Raw genomic sequence first — 21687 nt, 5'->3', positions numbered from 1 at the left:
GTGCCAGGCCGCCAGTCCACCGCAGCAGGATCTGCGGGTGGCCTGTCGATCCGGTACTGCGGGGATATTCCGGCGGACGATGGCAGTGCGCGGGTGCGCGGCAAGGGCTGCGCTCTCGACGGTCGCCACGATCCTGCATTGGATGCTACAGTTAAGGTAACACTTGCCGATATACACTGTACTGGCAGGGTCGCATCCGTAATCCCCTGCGCCTGATACCTATTGTGCAGTCGTCTGTGCGGCACCGCCGCGCAGGCAGTCATTCCAGAGCGTAATGGACACAGCCCCGACTCCCTTCCGTTTCGACACCGACGCATGGTCGGTGGACGAGAAAGACTTTCCCGCGGAAGGTTCGAACGCGGATCGGCTGCACTTCTGCCTGAATTATGCCGTGCTCGCGCCGTCCTGCTTCAATACCCAGCCGTGGTTCTTCCGGCTGACCGGCGCGGCGCTCGAGTTGTTTGCCGACCGGTCGCGCAGGTTGCCGATGGCCGATCCCGATGGACGCGCGCTCATGATTGCTTGTGGGGCCGCACTGTTCAATCTGCGTTGTGCGCTCCGGTACCTCGGCCTGCAACCGAAAGTCACGCTGCTGCCGTGGCTCAATGACGGCGATCCGCTGTCCGGCAGCGAGGTGCCGCTGGCCCGGATCGAACTCGACGGCACCTGTACCTGTCCGGCGGCAGAGCGAGTGCTGTTCCAGGCGATCCGCCGGCGCCGGACCTACCTCGGCGCGTTCGACCCGGCCCCGATCTCCCAGAACCTGATCGACGCCATGCAGGACCAGGCGCGCCACGAGGGCGCCTGGCTGGGCATGCTCGAGGACGTAGAGGCCAAGGCCGATGTGTCCCGCATCGTTGCAGCAGCCGACCGGCGCCAGCTCACCCAGCGCAAGTACCGGACGGAACTGGCCAAGTGGGTACGGCGCGGCGCGCATCTGGTGCCACCGATGCCGCCCGGCGTGCTCCAGCTCGGGGCGCACGGCGAGTTCGCGCTTCCGTTCGGGGCGTTCCTCGACCCGGATCTGTCCGGGCAGGCCGGAACCGACCTGATCGAATCCACACCCGTGATCGGGGTGCTCGGTGCAGATGGTGACACCCCGATCGACTGGCTGCATTCCGGGCAGGCACTGCAAAGGACGGTACTCTGGGCGCGTGCGGCGGGTGTCTGGGCCAGTTTCCTGTACCAGCCGATCTCCCATCCCGAGTCCCGAATGCAGGTCGCCCACCTGGTCGATCGCAATCATCCGATGCTGCTGATCCGCTTCGGCCGTGTCCCGCAGCAGGCGCCTTCGCGCGCGCTGCGTTCTGCGCGCTACGTGATCGGTAACTGAGCGCGCATCGGATCCGCGACGCAGACAACCGCGCGCCGGCTCGCTACACTGGCATTTCCGTCTTACGTCGAAGCACCGAGTGGCTGACCTGCGTCCGGAGCAACTGGAAGAGGCTTTCGCCCTGTTCAGCCAGGCCTCGGCCGAGCTGACCAGTGCCTATCAGGCGCTGCAGGGCCGCGTCGAGCAGCTTACCGGTGAACTGGCAGCGACGAACAGCGAACTGCGCGTGCAACTGGCTGCGAAAGATGCGCTGTCGCGCCGGCTTGCCGCGCTGCTCGCCGCGCTGCCCGGCGGCGTGGTGGTGCTCGACGCCAGTCACCGTGTCACCGATACGAATCCGGCAGCGAATCACCTGCTCGGGCCGCTGGCCTCCGGCCAGGCGTGGGATGAACTGATCGCCGGGGTGCTTCGACCCACTGCAGCGCCGGACGAGTTCGAGGCGGTACCGCCTGTCGCCGCGGCGGGAACGGCCATGGAGCCGGGGGATCTGCACCGAATCCGGCGGGTACGCCTGTCAGTGAGTGAGCTTCCCGACGGCGGATCGATTGCCCTGGTGAATGACATCACCGCCGCGCACGCCCTGACCGGGCAACTCGAGCGTGCCCGGCGGCTGTCTGCGATGGGGGAAATGGCGGCACGGCTCGCGCACAACCTGCGCACGCCGCTGGCCACTGCGTTGCTCTATGCGGGGAACCTGGGTCGCACCACCATCCCGGAGGCCGAGCGGAGCCGATTTGCCGATCGTACCGTCGACAGCCTGCGCAGGGTGGAGCGCATGATCCAGGATATGCTTCGCTTCGTACGAGGTTACGAGGATGAGTTCGAGCCCTTCGTTGTCGGCGAGCTCTTGCGCGAACTGGCACAGGTAATCGAGCCGCAGATGGCGCGGCGGGGAGTGAACTTCGAAATCGTCGATCGCAGCGAAGGCGGGCAGATCCAGGGCAACCGCAAGGCAGTCGCCGGGGCCCTGCTCAACCTGCTCGAGAACGCACTGCAGGTCAGCGATGCCGGCGGTCGCGTGACGCTCGGCGCAGGCCCGCACGGACGCGCGATGGATTTCTCGGTCGACGACACCGGGCACGGGATCGATCCCGCGGCGATGGACCGGCTGTTCGAGCCGTTCTTCACGACCCGGGCGGACGGTACCGGCCTCGGACTGGCGATCGTGCGCGGCGTGGCCACTGCCCACGGCGGCGAGGCACTGGTGGAAAGCCGTCCGGGCGAAGGCAGCCGGTTCACGCTCAGGCTGCCGGCGAGCGCGGGGGCGGTGGCATGATGAAGCTGCTGCCGGTGTTGATCGCGGAGGACGACGCCGACCTGCGCGAGGCGCTGTCGGCGACGCTTCAGTTGAATGGCTACACCGTGATCGAGGCCATCGACGGCGAGAGTGCACTGGTTGCGCTGGCCCGCGACCCGGTCGGTCTGCTCATCAGCGACGTGCAGATGAAGCCGATGGACGGCCATGCGCTGCTGGCGCGGGCGCGCAGCGAATACCCGGACGTGCCGGTGATCCTGATGACCGCATACGGGATGATCGACAAGGCGGTGTCGGCAATGCGCGCCGGCGCCGTGAACTACCTGACCAAGCCATTCGAACCTGGTCGCCTGCTGGAAGAGGTCGCCTGCCATATGCGGCCGGCGCCGGCGGCAGCCGGCCGACAGCGGCGTGTCGGCGGCGATGGCGTGGTTGCGCACGATCCATCCACCCGCGCGGTGCTCGAACTCGCACGGCGGGTGAGTGCGACCGATGCGACGGTGCTGATCACCGGCGAGTCCGGGACGGGCAAGGAGGTGTTCGCGCGCTTCATCCATCGGCATTCCAGCCGCGCGGCCGCTCCGTTCGTGGCGATCAACTGTGCCGCGATTCCCGAAAACCTGCTCGAGGCGACGCTGTTCGGGTACGAAAAGGGTGCGTTCACCGGCGCGAGCCAGGCGACGCCAGGCAAGTTCGAGCAGGCGCAGGGGGGCACCCTGCTGCTGGACGAAGTGTCCGAGATGCCGCTGCCGCTGCAGGCCAAACTGCTGCGCGTGCTGCAGGAGCGGGAGGTCGAGCGGGTGGGTGGCCGCCGGCCGGTGCTTCTCGACATCCGCGTGTTGGCGACCTCCAACCGGGACATGGCGGTCGAAGCGCGGGCCGGGCGTTTCCGGGAAGACCTCTACTACCGGCTGAATGTGTTCCCGATCGAACTGCCGCCGTTGCGTGCGCGCCCGCTCGACATCCTCCCGCTGGCACGGCAGGTCATCGCGCGGTTCGCAGCTGGCCGCGAGATCGGCCTGTCGCCCGCGGCCGAGTGTTCGTTGACCACCCACAGGTGGGCCGGTAACATCCGGGAACTCGAAAACGTCCTGCAACGTGCGTTGATTCTTGCGTCAGGGGCGGTGATCGAGGTCGGTGACCTGCACCTGCCCGCCGCCGTGGGGGCGGCAGGGATTGCCGGCGGGTGGCAGGAATTGCCGCCGTCTCCGGCGGTTAGCGATCCCGCGGATCGGGAAGCCAGTGTCGCGCTGGCGTCGCCGCCTGAAACGCTGGATATCAAGTCGCTTGAACGCAGGCACATCCTCGATGCACTGGCCGCCGCCGGCGGTTCGAGGCGGAAGGCGGCAGCCCGCTTGCAGATGAGCGAGCGGACGCTGCGGTACAAGCTGGCGCAATACCGCGCCGCCGGTTGGCTCGACGGCGCAATGCAGGACGATGATGACGGCTCGGGCGCGTGAATCGGAACGTCTGGACAACCGGTGGCACGGGCATTGCTGTAGCCTTCGGTACACGGTATTCCGATCCTGATCCAACCGAGCCGGTGAACCTGGCAGCGAGCCTCTCCCGATGAGCACTTCCGGTATCGACCAGATGATGCGCGAACTGCGCTCCGCCGCCGCCCAGGCCGGCGGTGGTGCGCGCGACGGCGCCGATGCTGCGGCGTCTGCCGGCGCGCCCGACTTCGCCGCGATGCTGCGTTCATCTATCGACAGCGTGAATGCCGCCCAGCAGGACGCCCAGAAAGTCCAGCGGGCCTTCGATGCAGACGCACCCGAGGCGAACCTGCAGGAGGTGGTTGTTGCGATGCAGAAGGCCAGCCTGTCCTTCCAGACGATGGTCCAGGTCCGAAACCGGCTGGTTACCGCCTACCAGGACATCATGAGCACGCAGGTATAGTGGGTTCCGACCAAAGCTAGGCGATGGCGCAGGCTCCCACTTCCCCCCCAGCCCCGCCGCCCGCCTCGACGCCTCTACTGCAGGGGTTCTTCCGACTCACCAATGTTCAGAAGGTCGTGGTGCTGGTGGGTGTCGCGGCTGCGGTTGCGATCACCGTCGCGTTCGTGTCTCTGGCGCGCACACCCGACTACAAGGTGCTGTTCAGCAACGTCACCGATCGGGATGGTGGGGCGATCATCTCTGCCCTGCAGCAGATCAACGTGCCCTATCGTATGTCCGAAGGGGGTGGCGCGATACTCGTTCCCTCCGACCGCGTCTATGAATCCAGGCTGAGGCTGGCCCAGCAGGGTCTGCCGCGCGGGGGCTCGATAGGCTTCGAACTGCTCGAGAACCAGCGGATCGGTACCAGCCAGTTCGTCGAGCAGGTCAACTTCCAGCGCGCGCTCGAGGGCGAACTGGCACGCACGGTCCAGGCGCTGGGTTCGGTACAGGCGGCCCGCGTGCACCTGGCGATTCCACGGCCGAGCGTGTTCGTACGCGACCAGCAGAAGCCCAGTGCTTCGGTGCTGGTGAGTCTGTTTCCCGGGCGCGCGCTCGATCCGGCGCAACTGGCCGGGATCACCCACCTGGTTGCCAGCAGCGTACCGGAACTCGCGCCTTCGGCCGTGACCATCGTCGACCAGGCCGGCAATCTGTTGACGCAGAACCCGAGCGCCCGCGAGGGCAATGCCGGGCTCGATGCCGGGCAGTTGAAGTACGTGCAGGCGGTCGAGCAGAATTTCGTGCGCAGGATCGAGGCGATCCTCACGCCCATCGTCGGCCCCGGCAATGTGCGCGCGCAGGTCACGGCCGAGCTCGACTTCTCTACCGTCGAGCAGACCGCCGAGACCTACAAGCCTAACCCGTCCCCGGAGCAGGCAATCCGCAGCCAGCAGACGGTCGAGACCGTCGGCGACAACCCGCGCGATGCGAGCGGGGTCCCCGGGGCGCTGTCTAACCAGCCCCCCGGCACCGCGACCGCGCCGCTCAATGCACCTGGCAAGGGTGCTGCGAAGGGCGGGGCGGCCGAGCCAGCTTCGCCGGGCAACACGCACCGGGAAGCCACCACCAACTACGAGCTCGACAAGACCATCACGCATACCCGGGCCGAGGTCGGGGCAGTGCGGCGGCTTTCGGCTGCGGTGGTGGTCAACCACCGCCGCGAGTTGAAGGAGGGCAAGGCCGAGGCCACCCCGCTGCCCGAGGCCGAGATCGCGCAGCTGAACAACCTGGTGCGGCAGGCGATAGGCTTCAATGAGAAGCGCGGAGACACCGTGAATCTGGTCAATGCCGCGTTCAACGAGGTCGAGCGTGTCGAGGTGGAAGGGCCGACGCTGGTCACCGAAGTCACCCGGCGGCTGCTGGGCAACATGAACACTGTGCTGTGGACGCTTGCTGCCATCGTGGCGGCGCTGTTCGTCTACCTGATGGTCCTGCGCCCGGTGCTGCGCGACCTGGCAAGGGCAGGCGAGCGCGACCTCGCAGCGCGGGAAGCTTACGCCCAGGCGATGGCTGCCGCTGCCAGCGCCGCTGAAGCCGCTCCCGCCGGAGAGGGGGATACCGGCACCGCGCCGCCCATCCGGACCGGCGGCCGGGGGTTCGAGGCTGACCTGCAGGCGGTGAAGGATCTGGCAAAGCAGGAGCCGCAGATCGTCGCCAACGTGGTCAAGGACTGGGTCGGCCGGGAATGACTGCCGGCCGCTGCCGGGCGGCGGACGGCGCCGGAACCGGAACCGGAACCGCTGGGACAAGTATCATCACGCCATGAGCGAAGACGGTATCCGGAAAAGCGCGATCCTGCTGATGTCCATCGGCGAGGAGGAGGCGGTGGAGGTATTCAAGTACCTGTCTCCGCGCGAGGTGCAGAAGCTTGGCGCAGCGATGGCCGAGCTGCAGAACGTCGAGCGCGAGCAGGTCGAGGGCGTCCTGCGCGACTTCCGCGAGCAGGCTGGCGTGAAGACCACGATCGGACTGAATTCGGACAACTACATCCGCTCCGTGCTGACCAAGGCGCTCGGTACCGAACGGGCCTCGGGTGTGATCGACCGCATCCTGCGCGGCAACGATACCGGCGGCATCGAGGCGCTGAAGTGGATGGATAGTGCGTCCATTGCCGAGCTGATCAAGAACGAGCATCCGCAGGTCATCGCGACCATCCTCGTCCATCTCGAGCGCGACCAGGCGGCCGACGTGCTGACCCATTTCGTCGAGCGGCTGCGCAACGACGTGATGCTGCGAATCGCGGCGCTCGAGGGGATACAGCCATCCGCGCTCAGCGAACTGAACGAGGTACTGATCGAGTTGCTGCAGGGTGCCGGCAAGCTCTCGAAGAGCGCCATGGGTGGCGCCACGGTGGCGGCCGAGATCCTGAACAACCTGGGTACTTCGCTCGAGGCCTCGGTGATAGCTTCCCTGCGCGAGCATGACGCCGAACTCGCACAGCAGATCGAGGACCAGATGTTCGTGTTCGAGAACCTGAACGACCTCGACGACCGCGGTATCCAGCTGCTGCTGCGCGAGGTCCAGTCCGAGTCGCTGATCATCGCGCTCAAGGGCACGTCGAACGAACTGCGCGAGAAGATCTTCAAGAACATGTCGTCGCGTGCCGCCGAGATGCTGCGCGACGATTTCGAATCGAAAGGCCCTGTGAAGCTGTCCGATGTCGAGGCCGAGCAGCGCGAGATTCTCAAGATCGTGCGCCGGCTCGCCGACGAAGGGCAGATCGCGCTTGGCGGCAAGGGCGAAGAGGGTTTGGTCGGCTGACGCCGGCCGGGCGCCATGGCACGGACCATCATCCGCAAGTCCGGCGCGTCCCCTGCGTCCGGCATGCAGCCCGGCGAGCAGGTTCCCGTGGTCGCCTGGCGCATGGACGTACTTGCCCCGGGGAATGACAGCTCGCCGCAGGACGTGCCGCCACCGCCGGTGAGGCCGCCGGAGGAAGAGCTCGCACGCATCCGCGAGGAGGCGCGTGCCGAGGCGTATGCCGCCGGGTTCGCCAGCGGCCTCGCCACCGGCACGCGCGAGCTCGCGGAGCTGACCCAACTGCTCGGCCGGATGCGCGAGGTGATGGAGGACCATGAGCAGATGCTGGCCAACGATGTGATGGGGCTGGCGGTCGAACTCTCGCGGCAGATCATGCGCCACGCGCTGCACGTGTATCCGGAAGTGGTGCTGCCGGTGGTCCGGGAGGCGATCGCCAGCCTGCCCCAGGGCAGCCAGCACCCGCGGTTGATCCTGCATCCGCAGGATGCGGCGCTCGTGCGGTCGGTGCTCGATGTCAACCAGATCACGCCTGCGCCGTGGCGTATCGTCGAGGATGCGCGGCTCGAGCGCGGAGGCTGTCGGATCGAGACAGCCGCGAGCGAACTCGACGCGAGCGTCGGATCGCGCTGGAAAGCGGTGGTTGCATCGCTCGGACGAGAGGACCGCTGGGTGGAACTCGACCCAGCGCAGCGCCCCGAGCGCGCGTCGGGCGCATCGGGCGAGCCAGCTGCCGGTGCTGCGGCAGACCCGAGCCAGCCTCGCGAGGCGCGATGAGCGGCGCCCGCGTTCCGGCGCGGCCGGCGTGGCCGGCGGGACACGCATCCGAACGCTGGACCCGCCTGTTCGAACACTGCGGACAGGCGGTCCGGCAGGCGCAGCCCTGGGTGCTTTCGGGCCGGCTCACGCGGGTCGCCGGGCTGGTGATGGAGACGGTCGGGCTCAAGGTCCCGGTGGGCAGCAGCTGCTATGTGTATTCGCAGACCGGCATGCGGGTCGAGGCGGAGGTGGTCGGGTTTTCCGGCGAACGACTGTTCCTGATGCCGTCGACCGATGTGTTCGGGCTGGAGCCAGGCGCGATCGTGATGCCGATCGACGGCGCCACCCGGCGCTTCCCGAGGCTCGGCGCCGATTTCTATCCGCGCCGGCGCGCGGCCGATCGGGCCCGGCAGGTAGCGGTCGGCGAGAAGCTGCTCGGACGAGTGGTCGACGGCAGTGGACGCCCGCTCGACGACCTCGGGCCGGTGCCGCAGGACCGGCAGTCGCCCCTGTACAGCCGGCCGGTCAATCCGCTCGACCGGACGCCGATCCGCACTGTGCTCGATACCGGCGTGCGCGCGATAAACGCTCTGCTCACGGTCGGACGCGGACAGCGGCTCGGGCTGTTCGCCGGCAGCGGCGTGGGCAAGAGTGTGTTGCTGGGCATGATGGCCCGCTACACCAATGCCGACGTGGTCGTGGTCGGCCTGATCGGCGAACGCGGACGCGAGGTGAAGGAGTTCATCGAGAACATCCTCGGGCCTGAAGGACGTGCGCGCTCGGTGGTAGTTGCAGCGCCGGCCGACACCCCGCCCCTGCTTCGCCTGCACGGCGCGGCCTACGCGACGGCGATTGCCGAGCACTTCCGCGATCAGGGCCTGCAGGTACTTCTGATCATGGATTCGCTCACCCGCTATGCGATGGCGCAGCGCGAGATCGCACTCGCGATCGGCGAGCCGCCGGCCACGCGCGGCTATCCTCCGTCCGTGTTCGCCAAGCTGCCGCAACTGGTCGAGCGGGCCGGCAACGGCCGCTCCGGCGGCGGTTCCATCACCGCCTTCTATACCGTGCTCGCCGAGGGCGACGATCAGCAGGATCCGATCGCCGATTCGGCGCGCGCGATTCTCGACGGCCATATCGTGCTGTCGCGTTCGCTGGCCGACCAGGGTCACTATCCGGCGATCGACATCGAGGCGTCGATCAGCCGGGCGATGAATGAACTGGTTTCGGTGGAGGAGTTCGCGCTGGTCCGGCGCTTCAAGTACTACTACTCGCGCTACCAGCGAAGCCGCGACCTGATCAGCGTCGGCGCATACGTGCGAGGCGGTGACCGTGAACTGGATGAGGCAGTGGCCCGCTATCCTGCACTGGAAAGCTTTCTTCAGCAGGGCCAGTACGAGCGGTCGGACTACACCCAGTCGCGTGGCGCACTGGCCGCGCTGTTCGCGTCGTGAGCGCGGGCGCGCCATGAGCCGGCGTTTTCCCCTGCAGCCGCTGGTCGATCTGTCGGCGGACCGGGTCGAGGTGGCCGAGCGCCGGTTGCAGGCACTCGATGCCGACCGGCGCCAGGCCAGGGAGAAGCTGGCGCAGGTCGAGGCCTACCGCGTGGAGTACAAGGAGCGCCTGCAGCGGGCGCTCTCGGGGGGCATGAACGTGATGCAGGTGCGCGACTGGCACGCGTTCCTGGTCCGGCTGGACGAGGCCTGCGTGCAGCAGGCCGCCGAGGTGGCCGTGCGCGAAGCCGCCTACCTGACCGGCCAGAATGACTGGCTGGAACAGCGTCGGCGGAAGAAGGCATTCGATGCGCTGGCCACCCGCCATGAACGGATGGAAGTCGCCCGCGAGGCCAGGCTGGAGCAGCGTCTGCAGGACGACCATGCCCAGACGATGCTGCGCGAGGCACGGCGAGACGAAGCGGAGCGATAGCGGACCCGCCGACCACGGCGACCGCTGTCGCGCGGAAGAAGGGATGCGAGGGGGGCAGCAGGTGGCATGCGGTTTGCAGAAGGGTTGGCACCCCGAACCTACCACCGAGGTATTTGCCGTGAATGCTGCCGTTGTAGCAGGTCCTGCCATCAGCCCCATGCAGGGTACCAACCCGGCGCAGGCTGCAGTCGACATGCCTGCGGGCGAACTCGATGTATCCCTGCCTGAAGGTGCCTTCAAGGACGTGCTCGAGAAACGACTGCAGTCCGGCAATGGGCTGATCGCCGACAAGTTCGCGCTGGCGACGGATGACCCGGAGGTCGTGTCCGATCCATCTGCTCTCCCGCAACTCATTGATTCCAATCGGTTGACCAACGAGGCGGTGGTGGCCTTCCTTGCCCTGCAACCGACTTCGAGCCTTCCCGCTGCGCCCGCCGGGGGGGGCACCGTTCCCGATCCGCTGCTGCCGGTTGCCGCTCGGGTAGCCGTCGCCGAATGGACGCCACCGAAGGGTCTCGCCGCTGCGACTGTTCCGGCCGACCGTGGGGCCGGCGAGGCCTCCGACGTATCTGCCGAACCGGATCCGCGTGCGGCAATCGGTGCCGGGACCGGCAAACCGTTGCCGCCGACGGCGGCCGGGCCTGGCGCATCCTTCCGCGGCCTCCTGGCGGAAGCCGCCGTCGCCAGCCGTCCCGTCGATGCCGGGGTAGCGCTACCGGTCGCCGTCGATACGCCACCTGCCTTGGCAGCAGGGGGGGCACCGGTATCCGGTACGGCCCAAGGCATGACCCAGCCCGCCGACGTGCGGGTTGCCAGCACCCAAGTGGCCGTACCGTTCGGTCGCCCCGAGTGGACGAACGCCATGAACGAGCGAGTCACCTGGCTCGTCGGGCAGCGGATGCAGTCGGCGGACATCCAGATCAATCCGCCGCAGTTGGGCCCGGTCGAGGTGCGGATCACGATCCAGAACGACCAGGCGAACGTCTTCTTCACCTCGCACAACGGCGCGGTGCGCGAGGCAATCCAGGCTGCGCTGCCGAGGCTGAACGAGATGCTTGCGCAGGGCGGGTTGTCCCTCGGTCAGACCTCGGTCGGTGCCGAATCCTTCGCTGGCCAGCATCAGGCGTCGCGCGATGGCAATGCCCGGCGCCAGGACCACGACCTGGCCGGCGGCCTGCTGGCGACCCAGGCCGTCGGTTCAGCCGGGCAGCCAGCGGTGACGATGTTGCGGGGGCGTGTCGGCATCGACATGTTCGTCTGATCACGATGCAGGGGGCAGTGAAAAGCCCCTTCTTCTAGAACCTTATTGCGCTCTCGTCATCCTGCACATAAACTCCGCACGCAAAGATGTTGTTTTCTAGTGAATTTTCAACTGGAATCTGCGGCAGCGGGTTTGTCCGGGGCAGGCGATGGCAAAGGCGGCGGCGAAAGCCAAGACAGGTGAAGCAGACGACACGGACGGCCCGAAGAAAGGCAAGGGAAAACTCTTGCTGATCATCTCGCTCGTCGTCCTGCTGGCGGCGGGCGGCGGGGGCGCGTGGTTCTTCCTGCAAGGCAAGAAAGGGCAAGGCGAAGAAGCTGCCGAGCCCAAGGCCAGACCCAAGGCACCGGCCGTCTTCGAGAAGCTCGATCCGTTCGTGGTCAATCTGGCTGATCGCGGCCGCTACCTGCAGGTGGCAATGGAACTCAAGGTGGCCGATGCGAAGGTCGCCGAGGATATCAAGAAGGTGCTTCCGGAGATCCGCAACGGCATCCTGATGGTGTTGTCCGGCAAGCGCGCGGAGGACGTATCCAGCGCCGAAGGGAAGCTGCGGCTGCAGCTCGAGATTCGCCGGGCAGCCAACAAGCCGCTGGGTATCGATTTCGTACTGCCCCCGCTCATGAAGACCTTCCCCGAGGGAACCGAGCAGGCGGTCATCGACGAGGCAAGGGCGGAGTTCGAGAAGGCGTCCGAGGCTGCCCGGGCTTCGCTCGCCAAGGTCGAAGGCGCCGGCGTGACCGACGTGCTGTTCACGTCCTTCGTGATCCAGTAGCCGCAGCCGGCCCTCTCCAGCCAGCCGACGTCCAGCGCAAACGATGGCAGAAGACATACTCTCCCAGGACGAAGTCGACGCGCTGCTGCGCGGCGTATCCGGCGACACGGAAGAGCGGCCGGTCGGCGATGACTCGTCGAAAGGCGTGCGGCCGTACGACATCGGCCGGCAGGAGCGCATCGTCCGCGGGCGGATGCCCACACTGGAACTCATCAACGAGCGCTTCGCCCGACTGCTGCGGATCTCGCTCTACGGTTACCTCCGGCGTTCGCCCGAGATTTCGGTCGGCCCGGTGCGGGTCATCAAGTACAGCGACTTCACCCGCAACCTGCCGGTCCCGACCAACCTGAACCTGGTGCATGCGAAGCCGCTGCGCGGCACGGCGCTGTTCGTGCTCGACCCCAACCTCGTGTTCCAGATCATCGATTGCCTGTTCGGCGGCAACGGCAAGATTCGCACGCGAGTCGAGGGGCGGGATTTCACGGCCACCGAACTGCGCATCATCCAGAACATCCTCAGGCTGTCGTTCGCCGACTTCGAGAAGTCGTGGCATTCGGTGCAACCGCTCAAGTTCGAGTATGTCCGGTCCGAGATGAACACGCAGTTCGCCAACATCGCTACCCCGACCGAGGTGGTGGTGGTCTCCACGTTCACCATAGACCTCGGGTCCGGCGGGGGCGAGTTCAACGTGTGCATGCCCTATGCTATGCTGGAACCGCTGCGCGACCTTATCTACAGTGGCATGCAGGCAGATCGCGGCGAGACGGATGCTCGCTGGGTCACGATGCTCAAGCGCCAGATCCAGGACGCGGAGGTGGACCTTGTCGCAAATCTCGGTACTGCCACGGTGACGCTGCGAGACCTGATGCAACTGGAGGTCGGGGACGTGATCGGCCTCGATATGCCGGCCTCGATCGTCGCGGATATCGATGGCATACCGGTGCTCGACTGTTCTTACGGCATCACCGAGGGCCGTTACGCGCTCAAGGTGAACCGCTTCGTCAATGCGCCGACGGTGGCGATACGCGACGGGAGTGGCGGCGGTGGCTGAACCGGGATCCGACGCGACTGGCGGTGGCGAAGACATCAGCGCCGATGACTGGGCTGCCGCGCTGGCCGAGCAGGAAACCAGTGCACCCGCGCCGGGCGACCTGGCCCAGCCAGCCGCGTTTCCTCAGCTGAAGAACGATGCGCCGGGGGGGCCTTCGGGCAACCTCGACATGATCCTCGACATCCCGGTGATGATCACCGTCGAACTGGGGCGCACGAAGATTCAGATCCGCAACCTTCTCCAGCTCGCCCAGGGTTCGGTGATCGAGCTCGACGGCATGGCGGGCGAGCCGATGACCGTGCTGGTCAATGGCTGCCTGATCGCGCAGGGCGAGGTGGTGGTGGTGAACGAGAAGTTCGGCATCCGCCTGACCGACATCATCACGCCCGAAGAGCGCCTGCGGCGACTGAACCGATGAGCCTGGCGCGCGCGCTGCTGTGCATGGCGCTCGGCCCGGCCGTCGGCATCGTGCATGCAGCAGATGCGCTGCCGCCGTCGCCGGTGACCTTCGCCGGACTGCTGCAGGTGCTGCTCGGACTCGCGCTGGTGCTCGCCGCGATCGTCGCCACCGGCTGGCTTCTGCGCCGTATCGGTCCGTCACAGAGCGCCGGCGGGTTGCTGCGCGTGGTCGGCGGCGTGATGGTCGGTCCGCGTGAGCGGCTGGTGGTGGTCGAGGTCGGCGAGCAGTGGCTGATCCTGGGTGTCGCCGCCGGCAGCGTGAACCTGCTGCAGACCGTGCCGAGGGGCACCGCAGACGCGGGGTCATCGGCGGCGGGCCAGTCGTTCGATCCGGCCTGGCTGAAGCGCCTGCTGGCTGGCGGCAGGCCCCCGCGTTGAGCGCGGTGCGCGACTGCACCCGCCGGGTGGCCCTTGCGGCGCTGGCTGCGGGGCTGGGGCTGGCGGCGATCGGTGCATCGGCGCAGGGACTGCCAGCGGTCACCTCGACGCCGGGTGCCGGCGGCGCACAGACGTATTCGCTCACCATCCAGACGCTGCTGTTCCTCACCGCGCTGACGTTCATCCCGGCCGCGGTGCTGATGATGACCGCCTTTACCCGTATCGTCATCGTGCTGTCGCTGCTGCGGCAGGCGATCGGCACGTTGCAGGCACCGCCCAACCAGGTGCTGATCGGCCTCGCGCTGTTCCTGACCTTCTTCGTGATGGCACCGGCCTTCGAGAAGGCCTACCGCGATGCATACCTGCCTTTCTCCCAGAACCAGATCGATCTGATGACCGCGGCGGAGCGTGGGGTGGCGCCGTTCCGTGACTTCATGCTGAAGCAGACGCGCGAGTCGGATCTCGCACTGTTCGTGCGCCTGTCCAACACGCCGCCGCTGCAGGGGCCGGAGGAGGTCCCGCTGAAGGTTCTGGTGCCTGCGTTCATCATCAGTGAACTGAAGACCGCGTTCCAGATCGGGTTCGTCATCTTCATCCCGTTCCTGGTGATCGACATGGTCGTGGCGAGCGTGCTGATGTCCATGGGCATGATGATGCTCTCGCCGGTGATCATCTCGCTGCCGTTCAAGCTGATGCTGTTCGTGGTGGTGGACGGCTGGAACCTGCTGATCGGCTCGCTCGTGCGCAGCTTCCAGATATGAATCCGGAAGACTTCATCTCGATCGCGCGGCAGGGCCTCGAGCTCACGATCATGCTGTCGATGCCGTTGCTGGTCGCCGCGCTGGTGACCGGCCTGCTGGTGAGCGTGTTCCAGGCCGCCACTCAGATCAACGAAATGACGCTTTCGTTCATCCCCAAGCTGCTCGTGATGTTCGCAGTCGCCGTGCTCGCGGGACCCTGGATGCTGCAGTTGCTGGCCGACTACACGCGCCGGCTGTTCGAGAGCATCCCCGGCCTGGTCGCGTAGGACCGGCGGTCCGACCGGCCCGCGCGCGATGATCGAACTGACCACGGCACAGTGGAACCTGCTCCTCGCCACGTACCTCTATCCGTTCGTGCGCGTGATGGGCTACATCTCGGCCGATCCGGTTCTCGGTAACCGGTCGGTGCCGGTCCGGCTGAAGGTCGGCCTGGCCCTCGCGATCTCGGTGGCCATCGCACCGGCCCTCCCGCCGCTGCCGCCGCTGGAGCCCGCCTCGCCGATCGGCCTTGCCATCCTCGCCCAGCAGATGCTGATCGGCGTGGCGATCGGATTCGCGGTGCGCGTGATCTTCGCCGCGGTCGAGATGGCGGGGCAGGTGATGGGATTGCAGATGGGGCTCGGTTTCGCCACCTTCTTCGATCCGCAGACCTCGGCGCAGGTGCCGGTGATCGGGCAGTACCTCGGCCTCATGTCGGTGCTCGTGTTCCTGTCCATCAACGGCCACTCGCTGGTGCTGTCCACGCTGATCGAAAGCTTCCGGATCCTGCCGATCGGTACGCTCGGCTTCGACAGCAACGGCTTCGCAGCCTATGCGCGATGGGGCGCGCAGATCTTCCTCGTCGGCTTCACGCTGGCGCTGCCGGTGATCGCGACGCTGCTGATCGCCAACTTCGGGATCGGCATCATCTCGCGTGCGGCGCCGCAGATGAACATCTTCGCCGTGGGTTTCCCGTTCATCCTGCTGGTCGGTTTCGCGTCGATCTACCTCATGATCCCGTACTTCCTGCCGATCCTGGACCGGCTGTTCTCCGCCGGCGTCGAAACACTCGTCCTGCTGCTGCGCAGCCTCGCGATTGCGCCGCCGCGCTGACCGCCGAAGGGGTGAGCGGGTCCGGGGCACAATGCCGCGCATGTAAGGTCCTGTAACGTCCGCCTGCCGGTGGCGCTGTTGGGTAGAATCGCGGTTTTCCCGCGGCGGGAGTCCGTCCATGTTTTCTGGCAGCCTGGTGGCGATCGTCACCCCGATGTTCCCCGACGGGAGCCTCGATCTCGACCGCCTGCGTGCGCTCATCGACTGGCATGTCGCGGAGGGAACGGAGGGGATCGTGATCGTCGGTACGACCGGCGAATCCCCGACCGTCGACTACGAGGAACACTGCCTGCTGATCCGGACTGCGGTCGAGCACGCCGCCGGTCGCCTGCCGATCATCGCGGGCACCGGCGCGAATTCGACCTCGGAGGCGGTCGAGCTGACGCGTTTTGCCCGCGAGGTGGGTGCTGCGGCCGGCCTGTCGGTGGTGCCCTACTACAACAAGCCGACTCAGGAAGGGCTCTATCGGCACTTCCGTACGATCGCCGAGTCCGTCGATCTGCCGCTGATGCTGTACAACGTGCCCTCGCGCACGATCTCCGACCTGTCGGTCGATACGACATTGCGGCTGGCCGAGGTCCCTGGGGTCATCGGGCTGAAGGATGCCACCGGCGACCTCTACCGCACGACCGACATCGCGCGGCGGGCACCACGCGGCTTCTGCGTGCTGAGCGGGGACGACGCGACCGCGATGGCGGCGATGTTCTGCGGCATGCACGGTGTGATCTCGGTCACGACAAACGTGGCGCCCCGCGCGATGCGGGCGCTTTGTGATGCGGCGCGGGCCGGCCGGGTGTCCGATGCGCGCGAAGTCAACGATCGCCTGCTCGGTCTGCACAGGCATCTGTTCGTCGAGGCAAACCCGATCCCCGTGAAATGGGCGCTCCAGCAGATGGGGCTTGTAGAAGCCGGCATCCGGCTGCCGCTGACCCCGTTGTCGCCCACTCATCATGAAGTCGTTCGCGGGGCGTTGCAGCAGGCAGGCGTCATCCCGGCGACCGGCAATGGAGTCCGTTCATGACGTACCGAAAGTCGAGCGTGTCCGCCGCATCCCGGGCCCGATGCTTCATGGTGCTGGCAACCGCGCTGGGGCTGGGTGGCTGCCAGACCGTATCTGGCCTGCTGGATGGCCAGAGCGGCGATTACCGTAAATCCGGCCGCCTTCCCCCGCTCGAGGTGCCGCCCGATCTCGTGCGGCCCAATGCCGATACCCGGTTCAATGTGCCTGAAGTCGGCGCCGGCGCCGCAAGCGCGACCTTTTCCGACTTCGACAAGCAGCGCAAGGGCACGCCGGCGGCAGGTTCCACGAGCGTGCTGCCGCAGGTCGAGAAGACGCGTATCGAGCGTTCCGGCAACGAGCGCTGGCTGGTCGTGCCCGACGCGCCTGAGAAAGTCTGGCCGCTGGTGCGCCAGTTCTGGCTTGAAGCGGGATTCCTGCTGGCGGTCGAGACGCCCGAGGCTGGCCTGCTCGAAACCGACTGGAGCGAGAACCGGCCGCGTGTGCCCGAAGGCGGCATTCGCGGGCTGTTCGATCGCGTGATCTCGAGCGCGCGCTCCACCAGCACGCGCGATCGATTCCGTACCCGGCTCGAGCGTGGGGCGGACGGCAGCACCGAGATCTACGTGAGCCATCGCGGCATGGAAGAAGTCCAGGTCGGCGTCAACAGCCCCGAGTTCAGGTGGCAGCAGCGGGCGAGCGACGTCGATCTCGAGGCCGAGATGCTGCGAAGGATCATGGTCCGGTTCGGCGCGCCAGAAGCCGTGGCCAAAGCCAACGTCGCGCAATCGAAGGGACCGGTCGCTGCGCGGGCACAGATCGTGAAGGGCAGCGATGGCACGGCGATCTTGTCCGTCGCCGATGATTTCGACCGGGCATGGCGCAGGGTCGGCCTGGCACTGGACCGGGTCGGCTTCACGGTCGAGGATCGCGACCGGTCGAAGGGGCTCTATTTCGTCCGTTATGCCGATACCGATGCGGCGCCCCAGAAGGAGGACTATCTGTCGAAACTCGCGTTCTGGCGCGGCGACGCGACGCCCCCCCGGAAGGCTGAACAGTTCCGTATTCTCGTCGGCAATGCCGAGGGCGGAACCACCCGTGTGCAGGTGCTCAATCGCGACGGTGCGGCCGATCGCTCCGAGACAGCTCAGCGCATCCTGACCGTACTGCTGGAGCAGTTGCGTTGATCCGGCACCGCCGGGCGGAGGCCTCGGGTACACCGGGTCGCTGAGCGGTGCGGTTCTGCTCGCTCGGCAGCGGCAGTACCGGGAATGCCTGGCTGGTCGAATCCGGCAAGACGCGCGTCCTGATCGACTGCGGCATAGGCCCCGATCGCCTCACCGCCCGGCTGCTGCGGGCGGGGATCGATGCCGCTTCGATCGACGCGATCCTGGTCACCCACGAGCATGATGACCATGTCGGCGGGGCAGCAGCCTTCTCTCGCCGCCATTCGATTCCAGTTCATGCGACATACGGAACCGTGCAAGGCTCGGGTGCTGCCCTGGCCGGTATCGACCGCCTGCTGGAACTCGAACCGTCCGGGCGCCTCTCGATCGGCGACATCGAGGTCCTGCCGGTCGCCGTGCCGCACGATGCACGGGAGCCGGTGCAGTACGTCCTGGGTGACGGCGTTGTGCGGCTGGGCGTGATCACGGATCTCGGATCGATCACACCGCATGTCATCGCTGCGTTTTCCGGGCTCGATGCGCTGGTGCTGGAAGCCAACCATGACGAAGAAATGCTGCGCCAGGGGCCGTATCCGAAGTTCCTGAAGGAGCGGGTCGGCGGTCGCTACGGGCACCTGTCCAATGCCGTGGCTGCGCGGCTGCTCGGTGCGGTCGCTGGAGACAGGCTGCAGCATGTCGTGGCTGCGCACCTGTCGCTCAAGAACAACACGGCGCTGCTTGCGCGCAGTGCTTTCGCCGCAGCCCTTGGCTGCGCTGGAGACTGGATCGCCATCGCGACCGAAGACGGACTCGACTGGCGGGAGATCACGCCGGTACGCGGGTGAGCCGTACGGGGCGCCTCAAGCGCATCGCTCCCGGCGCTCCAAAGAAAAAACCAGCCCTGCGGCTGGTTTTTTCGACGCGCCCCGATGAACGGGGTTGGCGGACATCACTTCTTCGGTGCGTCCTTGGCTGCATCTGCGCCAGGCATCGGAGCCGGGCCGGCCCCCGGTGCTGCCGACGGGGAGTCTGCTGCCGGGCCACTGGCGGCCGGTGCTGCATCGGGCGCAGGGGTCGGAGCGGGCGCCGGAGCCGGCGCGGGGGTCACGGCAGGTGCCGGTGCCGGAGCAGCCGGCTTCGGCGGCTCTTCCTTGCCGCAACCTACCAGGACGGCAGACAGGGCAACAGCGATGAGGATCGAGCTTTTCATGTTCTTCCCTTGTGAGTGGCGATAGTCGGAGTCGTTGTGTGCAGAGCGGAGTGTTCGGAGTGGGTGAGCACGCGTGCGTCGCGACAAACCGACCGGCGCGACACAGGACCTGCCGCGCGGTGACGTTCCCGATCGACCCTCGAAGGCCATCGGAAACCGATCGTTCATCCGGATGTCACTGCTGACATTCAGACAGGCCGCTTGCCGCCCGATGCTTGCTCGGTACACTCCAACCGAACGCGATAATGCTATCACAGCCGATGTGCAGGAATGCACACAGGCTGGCGGATATGCAACGGCCTTCGCAGCCTGTGGACGTGCGTGCCTCAGAGGCCGAGCACGGTCGAAGCGACCGCAGGGACCGATGCATCATGGATCTGAGCGAGCCGTTCATGCAACGGTTGTACCGCGATCGGATCGTCCATGATCAGTACTGAGCGGGAGGACGCGTGGTGCGGCCGGCGCAGTGCGTGCTGTCCGTCCACCACCAGCAGTGGATCGGCTGCCGAGCGCGCTGCCTCCGTCGTCTGCCAGATCGCCATCGCATCGCTGAAGCGGCGCATCAGGGTGCACAGGCGGGGGCAGTTCGCGGGTACCGTCCCTGCATCGTGCAGCAGGATGCGCAATCGCGCATTACGGTTGCCGGCGAGGAACCGGTCGAGCAATTCGATGCGTTGCGGACGGTCGAACGGACGACGCAGCGACACATCGAAAAGCCACACCTCGCGTTGTGCCCGGCCGAGCAGCCGGTCGAACGCCGCGTCGTAGTCGGCGAGCGTGTCGAGCCGCTGGTAGGACGGAGGCGGTGTGTCGGCGCCTGGCAACGGGTCGTTCATCGCAACACAATGTAGCCGGAGCAGTACCAGTCGTAAAGGGCCTCGATCCATGCAGCGTCTGTGCGCGCCGCGGGGTCGAGTTCGCGCCGGTCGGCGAGCTGCGCCGCGCTGCGCATGGCACGTGCCGGCAGCGGCCGTGATTCGCCGTTCATGTACACGCAATGGCCCCGATGGAGCATTGCAGTGGCGGGCACCAGCACGATGCGCTGCCGCTGCAGTCGTGCTGCGAATGCCTCGATCGACCGCGGCTGTGAGGGTGCCCGGAACCGTACATGGGGCTTCGGCTCGGTAAGGTACTCGCCGAGGAAGGTTTCGAACATCGCTTCGTCGAAGGCCGCGCTGCCGAGCAGGTCGCGGGCGCGCTGCACGAACTGGTCGGACAGCCAAGCGGCAGACCGCTGCACCCGCAGGTCGGGGTCTGCATAACGTTCATCGCGATCGAAGCGGTCCTCGACGAAAGACAGCCAGCCCTGCAGCAGCTCGCCCGCAGAGGGGGCGCGAAAGCCTATCGACCAGGTCGCGCATGCATCCAGCGCGACGCCATCGTGGGCAACACCGGGGGGCAGGTAGAGGAAGTCGCCGGGCTCGAGCAGGAATTCATCCTCAGCCTCGAAGTGCGCGAGCTGTTTCAGCGGCGCATCCTCTACCGGCGTTTCGTCGAACGTGCGAGCGATGCGCCACAGCCGACGGCCGCGCGCCTGTAACAGGAACACATCGTAGGAATCGACGTGCGGCCCCACGCCACCGCCGGGCGAGGCGTCGCTGACCATCAGGTCGTCGCGGCGCGCGAGCGGAATGAAGCCGAATGCGTCCAGCACCGGCATGACCCCGGGCACATGCAGGTTGACACCCTGCACCAGGATGGTCGCATCCGGCCGGTCGAGGCGGGCCAGTTGCCGGTGGCCAAGGGGGCCGTGGTCGACCCGGTAGCGGTCGCCGCCGCGCGCGGGCCCATGCGACACCAGCCGCGACTCGACGTCGTCGCGGCGTGCCAGCGCGGCGAGCCGGTTTCTCGGCAGCACGTCGCGCAACCCGGGAAACGCCCCGCGCACCAGCAGCGGTTCCTTCTGCCAGTGGCGTTGCAGGAACCGCGCGGCATCGAGGCCGCGCGGCCAGTGCAGCATGAGCGCGGTGTCAGTCATCTTCGTTCCTTGATCGAATGTCCGGGCGGGACGCTACAATGGGCCGCAATGCCCGCACGAGACCGATGAGGATCCGTTTCGCGATGTTGCAGCCCGGTGACCGCGCCCCGCCGTTCGAGCTTCCAGATGCCGACCTCGAGGTCGTCGCGCTCGAACAGTTCATCGGCCGTTGCGCGGTCGTACTGTACTTCTACCCGAAGGATGACACACCCGGCTGCACGATCGAAGCGGTCGAGTTCAGCGAACGGCTCGATGAATTCCAGCAGGCGGGGGCGACGGTGCTCGGCGTCAGTCGCGATGATGTCGACAGCCATGGCTGCTTCCGCGACCGTCATGGCCTGGCCGTCCGGCTGCTGTCCGATGTCGACCTCGATGCAGCGCGCGCCTACGGTGTGACCCAGGAGAAGCCGGTGGCAACCCTGGATGGCGTCGTGCGCACGCGCACGGCAGTGCAGCGTTCGAGCTTCCTCATCGACCGGACGGGCATCGTGCGTATCGCCATGTACGGCGTGGGGGCCCGCGGGCACGCTGCCGACATGCTCGACCGGGTCAGGCAACTGCTGCAGCTGCGCTGAACCCGCCGCGCCTGCA

The 21687-nt window shown here is 67.0% G+C and carries 23 protein-coding genes; 21 read left to right on the top strand and 2 right to left on the bottom strand.

All coding sequences use genetic code 11. The annotated features are described in order from the left end of the window. Window positions 1–274: 274 nt before the first annotated feature. The 20 genes from ING98_10670 to ING98_10575 all read left to right on the top strand — a co-directional run bounded on the left by ING98_10670 (window position 275) and on the right by ING98_10575 (window position 18753). Complete coding sequence (locus ING98_10670; protein MCA3102330.1) at window positions 275–1333, top strand: hypothetical protein; 1059 nt, start codon at window positions 275–277, stop codon at window positions 1331–1333. Window positions 1334–1412: 79 nt separating this feature from the next. After that, window positions 1413–2609 carry a PAS domain-containing sensor histidine kinase gene (locus ING98_10665; protein ID MCA3102329.1) on the top strand — a complete coding sequence of 399 codons (1197 nt, stop codon included), beginning with the start codon at window positions 1413–1415 and terminating at the stop codon, window positions 2607–2609. Next, the gene (locus ING98_10660) at window positions 2609–4048 is read left to right on the top strand and encodes a sigma-54-dependent Fis family transcriptional regulator (GenBank protein MCA3102328.1); all 1440 of its coding nucleotides are present in this window, start codon (window positions 2609–2611) and stop codon (window positions 4046–4048) included. Before ING98_10665 ends, ING98_10660 begins: the two co-directional genes overlap by 1 nt. Window positions 4049–4157: 109 nt before the next feature. Further along, complete coding sequence (gene fliE / locus ING98_10655; protein ID MCA3102327.1) at window positions 4158–4487, top strand: flagellar hook-basal body complex protein FliE; 330 nt, start codon at window positions 4158–4160, stop codon at window positions 4485–4487. A 23-nt stretch (window positions 4488–4510) separates the two neighbouring features. Beyond that, window positions 4511–6217 (top strand): flagellar M-ring protein FliF, encoded by a 1707-nt coding sequence (gene fliF / locus ING98_10650; protein MCA3102326.1) that lies wholly within the window; start codon window positions 4511–4513, stop codon window positions 6215–6217. Between the two features lie 73 nt (window positions 6218–6290). After that, a complete protein-coding gene (fliG, locus tag ING98_10645; protein ID MCA3102325.1) occupies window positions 6291–7289 on the top strand; it encodes a flagellar motor switch protein FliG in 999 nt (332 codons plus the stop codon). A 15-nt stretch (window positions 7290–7304) separates the two neighbouring features. Further along, window positions 7305–8063: a flagellar assembly protein FliH gene (locus ING98_10640; GenBank protein ID MCA3102324.1), complete on the top strand. Its 759-nt coding sequence runs from the start codon at window positions 7305–7307 to the stop codon at window positions 8061–8063. After that, entirely contained in the window at window positions 8060–9499 is a 1440-nt protein-coding gene (gene fliI / locus ING98_10635) for a flagellar protein export ATPase FliI (GenBank protein ID MCA3102323.1), read from the top strand. Before ING98_10640 ends, fliI begins: the two co-directional genes overlap by 4 nt. Window positions 9500–9512: 13 nt before the next feature. Next, complete coding sequence (gene fliJ / locus ING98_10630) at window positions 9513–9971, top strand: flagellar export protein FliJ (GenBank protein ID MCA3102322.1); 459 nt, start codon at window positions 9513–9515, stop codon at window positions 9969–9971. 118 nt (window positions 9972–10089) lie between these two features. After that, window positions 10090–11232, top strand: a complete 1143-nt coding sequence (locus ING98_10625) for a flagellar hook-length control protein FliK (GenBank protein ID MCA3102321.1) — start codon at window positions 10090–10092, stop codon at window positions 11230–11232. A gap of 148 nt (window positions 11233–11380) precedes the next feature. Next, window positions 11381–12004, top strand: coding sequence for a flagellar basal body-associated FliL family protein (locus ING98_10620; protein MCA3102320.1), 624 nt, complete (start codon window positions 11381–11383; stop codon window positions 12002–12004). Between the two features lie 43 nt (window positions 12005–12047). Beyond that, window positions 12048–13055 (top strand): flagellar motor switch protein FliM, encoded by a 1008-nt coding sequence (gene fliM, locus ING98_10615; protein ID MCA3102319.1) that lies wholly within the window; start codon window positions 12048–12050, stop codon window positions 13053–13055. Beyond that, window positions 13009–13473, top strand: coding sequence for a flagellar motor switch protein FliN (gene fliN, locus ING98_10610; protein MCA3102318.1), 465 nt, complete (start codon window positions 13009–13011; stop codon window positions 13471–13473). Before fliM ends, fliN begins: the two co-directional genes overlap by 47 nt. Next, window positions 13470–13892, top strand: a complete 423-nt coding sequence (gene fliO, locus ING98_10605) for a flagellar biosynthetic protein FliO (GenBank protein ID MCA3102317.1) — start codon at window positions 13470–13472, stop codon at window positions 13890–13892. Before fliN ends, fliO begins: the two co-directional genes overlap by 4 nt. A 5-nt stretch (window positions 13893–13897) precedes the next feature. Continuing rightward, the gene (fliP, locus tag ING98_10600; GenBank protein ID MCA3102316.1) at window positions 13898–14653 is read left to right on the top strand and encodes a flagellar type III secretion system pore protein FliP; all 756 of its coding nucleotides are present in this window, start codon (window positions 13898–13900) and stop codon (window positions 14651–14653) included. Then, window positions 14650–14919 carry a flagellar biosynthesis protein FliQ gene (fliQ, locus tag ING98_10595; GenBank protein MCA3102315.1) on the top strand — a complete coding sequence of 90 codons (270 nt, stop codon included), beginning with the start codon at window positions 14650–14652 and terminating at the stop codon, window positions 14917–14919. The genes fliP and fliQ overlap by 4 nt, the downstream gene beginning before the upstream one ends. A 28-nt stretch (window positions 14920–14947) precedes the next feature. After that, entirely contained in the window at window positions 14948–15745 is a 798-nt protein-coding gene (gene fliR / locus ING98_10590) for a flagellar biosynthetic protein FliR (GenBank protein ID MCA3102314.1), read from the top strand. 118 nt (window positions 15746–15863) lie between these two features. After that, window positions 15864–16766: a 4-hydroxy-tetrahydrodipicolinate synthase gene (locus ING98_10585; protein MCA3102313.1), complete on the top strand. Its 903-nt coding sequence runs from the start codon at window positions 15864–15866 to the stop codon at window positions 16764–16766. 47 nt (window positions 16767–16813) lie between these two features. Beyond that, complete coding sequence (gene bamC, locus ING98_10580) at window positions 16814–17929, top strand: outer membrane protein assembly factor BamC (protein ID MCA3102312.1); 1116 nt, start codon at window positions 16814–16816, stop codon at window positions 17927–17929. A gap of 47 nt (window positions 17930–17976) precedes the next feature. Beyond that, entirely contained in the window at window positions 17977–18753 is a 777-nt protein-coding gene (locus ING98_10575; protein MCA3102311.1) for an MBL fold metallo-hydrolase, read from the top strand. 691 nt (window positions 18754–19444) lie between these two features. On the opposite strand, the gene ING98_10570 is transcribed toward ING98_10575, so the two are convergent. Further along, window positions 19445–19954, bottom strand: a complete 510-nt coding sequence (locus ING98_10570) for a hypothetical protein (GenBank protein ID MCA3102310.1) — start codon at window positions 19952–19954, stop codon at window positions 19445–19447. Further along, on the bottom strand, window positions 19951–21096 hold the full coding sequence (locus ING98_10565; GenBank protein MCA3102309.1) for a cupin domain-containing protein: 1146 nt from the start codon (window positions 21094–21096) through the stop codon (window positions 19951–19953). Before ING98_10565 ends, ING98_10570 begins: the two co-directional genes overlap by 4 nt. An 83-nt stretch (window positions 21097–21179) precedes the next feature. Between ING98_10565 and ING98_10560 the strand changes: the two genes are divergently transcribed. After that, window positions 21180–21671, top strand: coding sequence for a peroxiredoxin (locus tag ING98_10560; protein ID MCA3102308.1), 492 nt, complete (start codon window positions 21180–21182; stop codon window positions 21669–21671). Window positions 21672–21687 lie beyond the last annotated feature (16 nt).

Source organism: Rhodocyclaceae bacterium (assembly GCA_020248265.1).
In the GTDB taxonomy this organism is placed as follows: domain Bacteria; phylum Pseudomonadota; class Gammaproteobacteria; order Burkholderiales; family CAIKXV01; genus CAIKXV01.
Note: the sequence above shows the minus strand (reverse complement) of the source record. Positions and strands in the feature narration are given on the sequence as shown.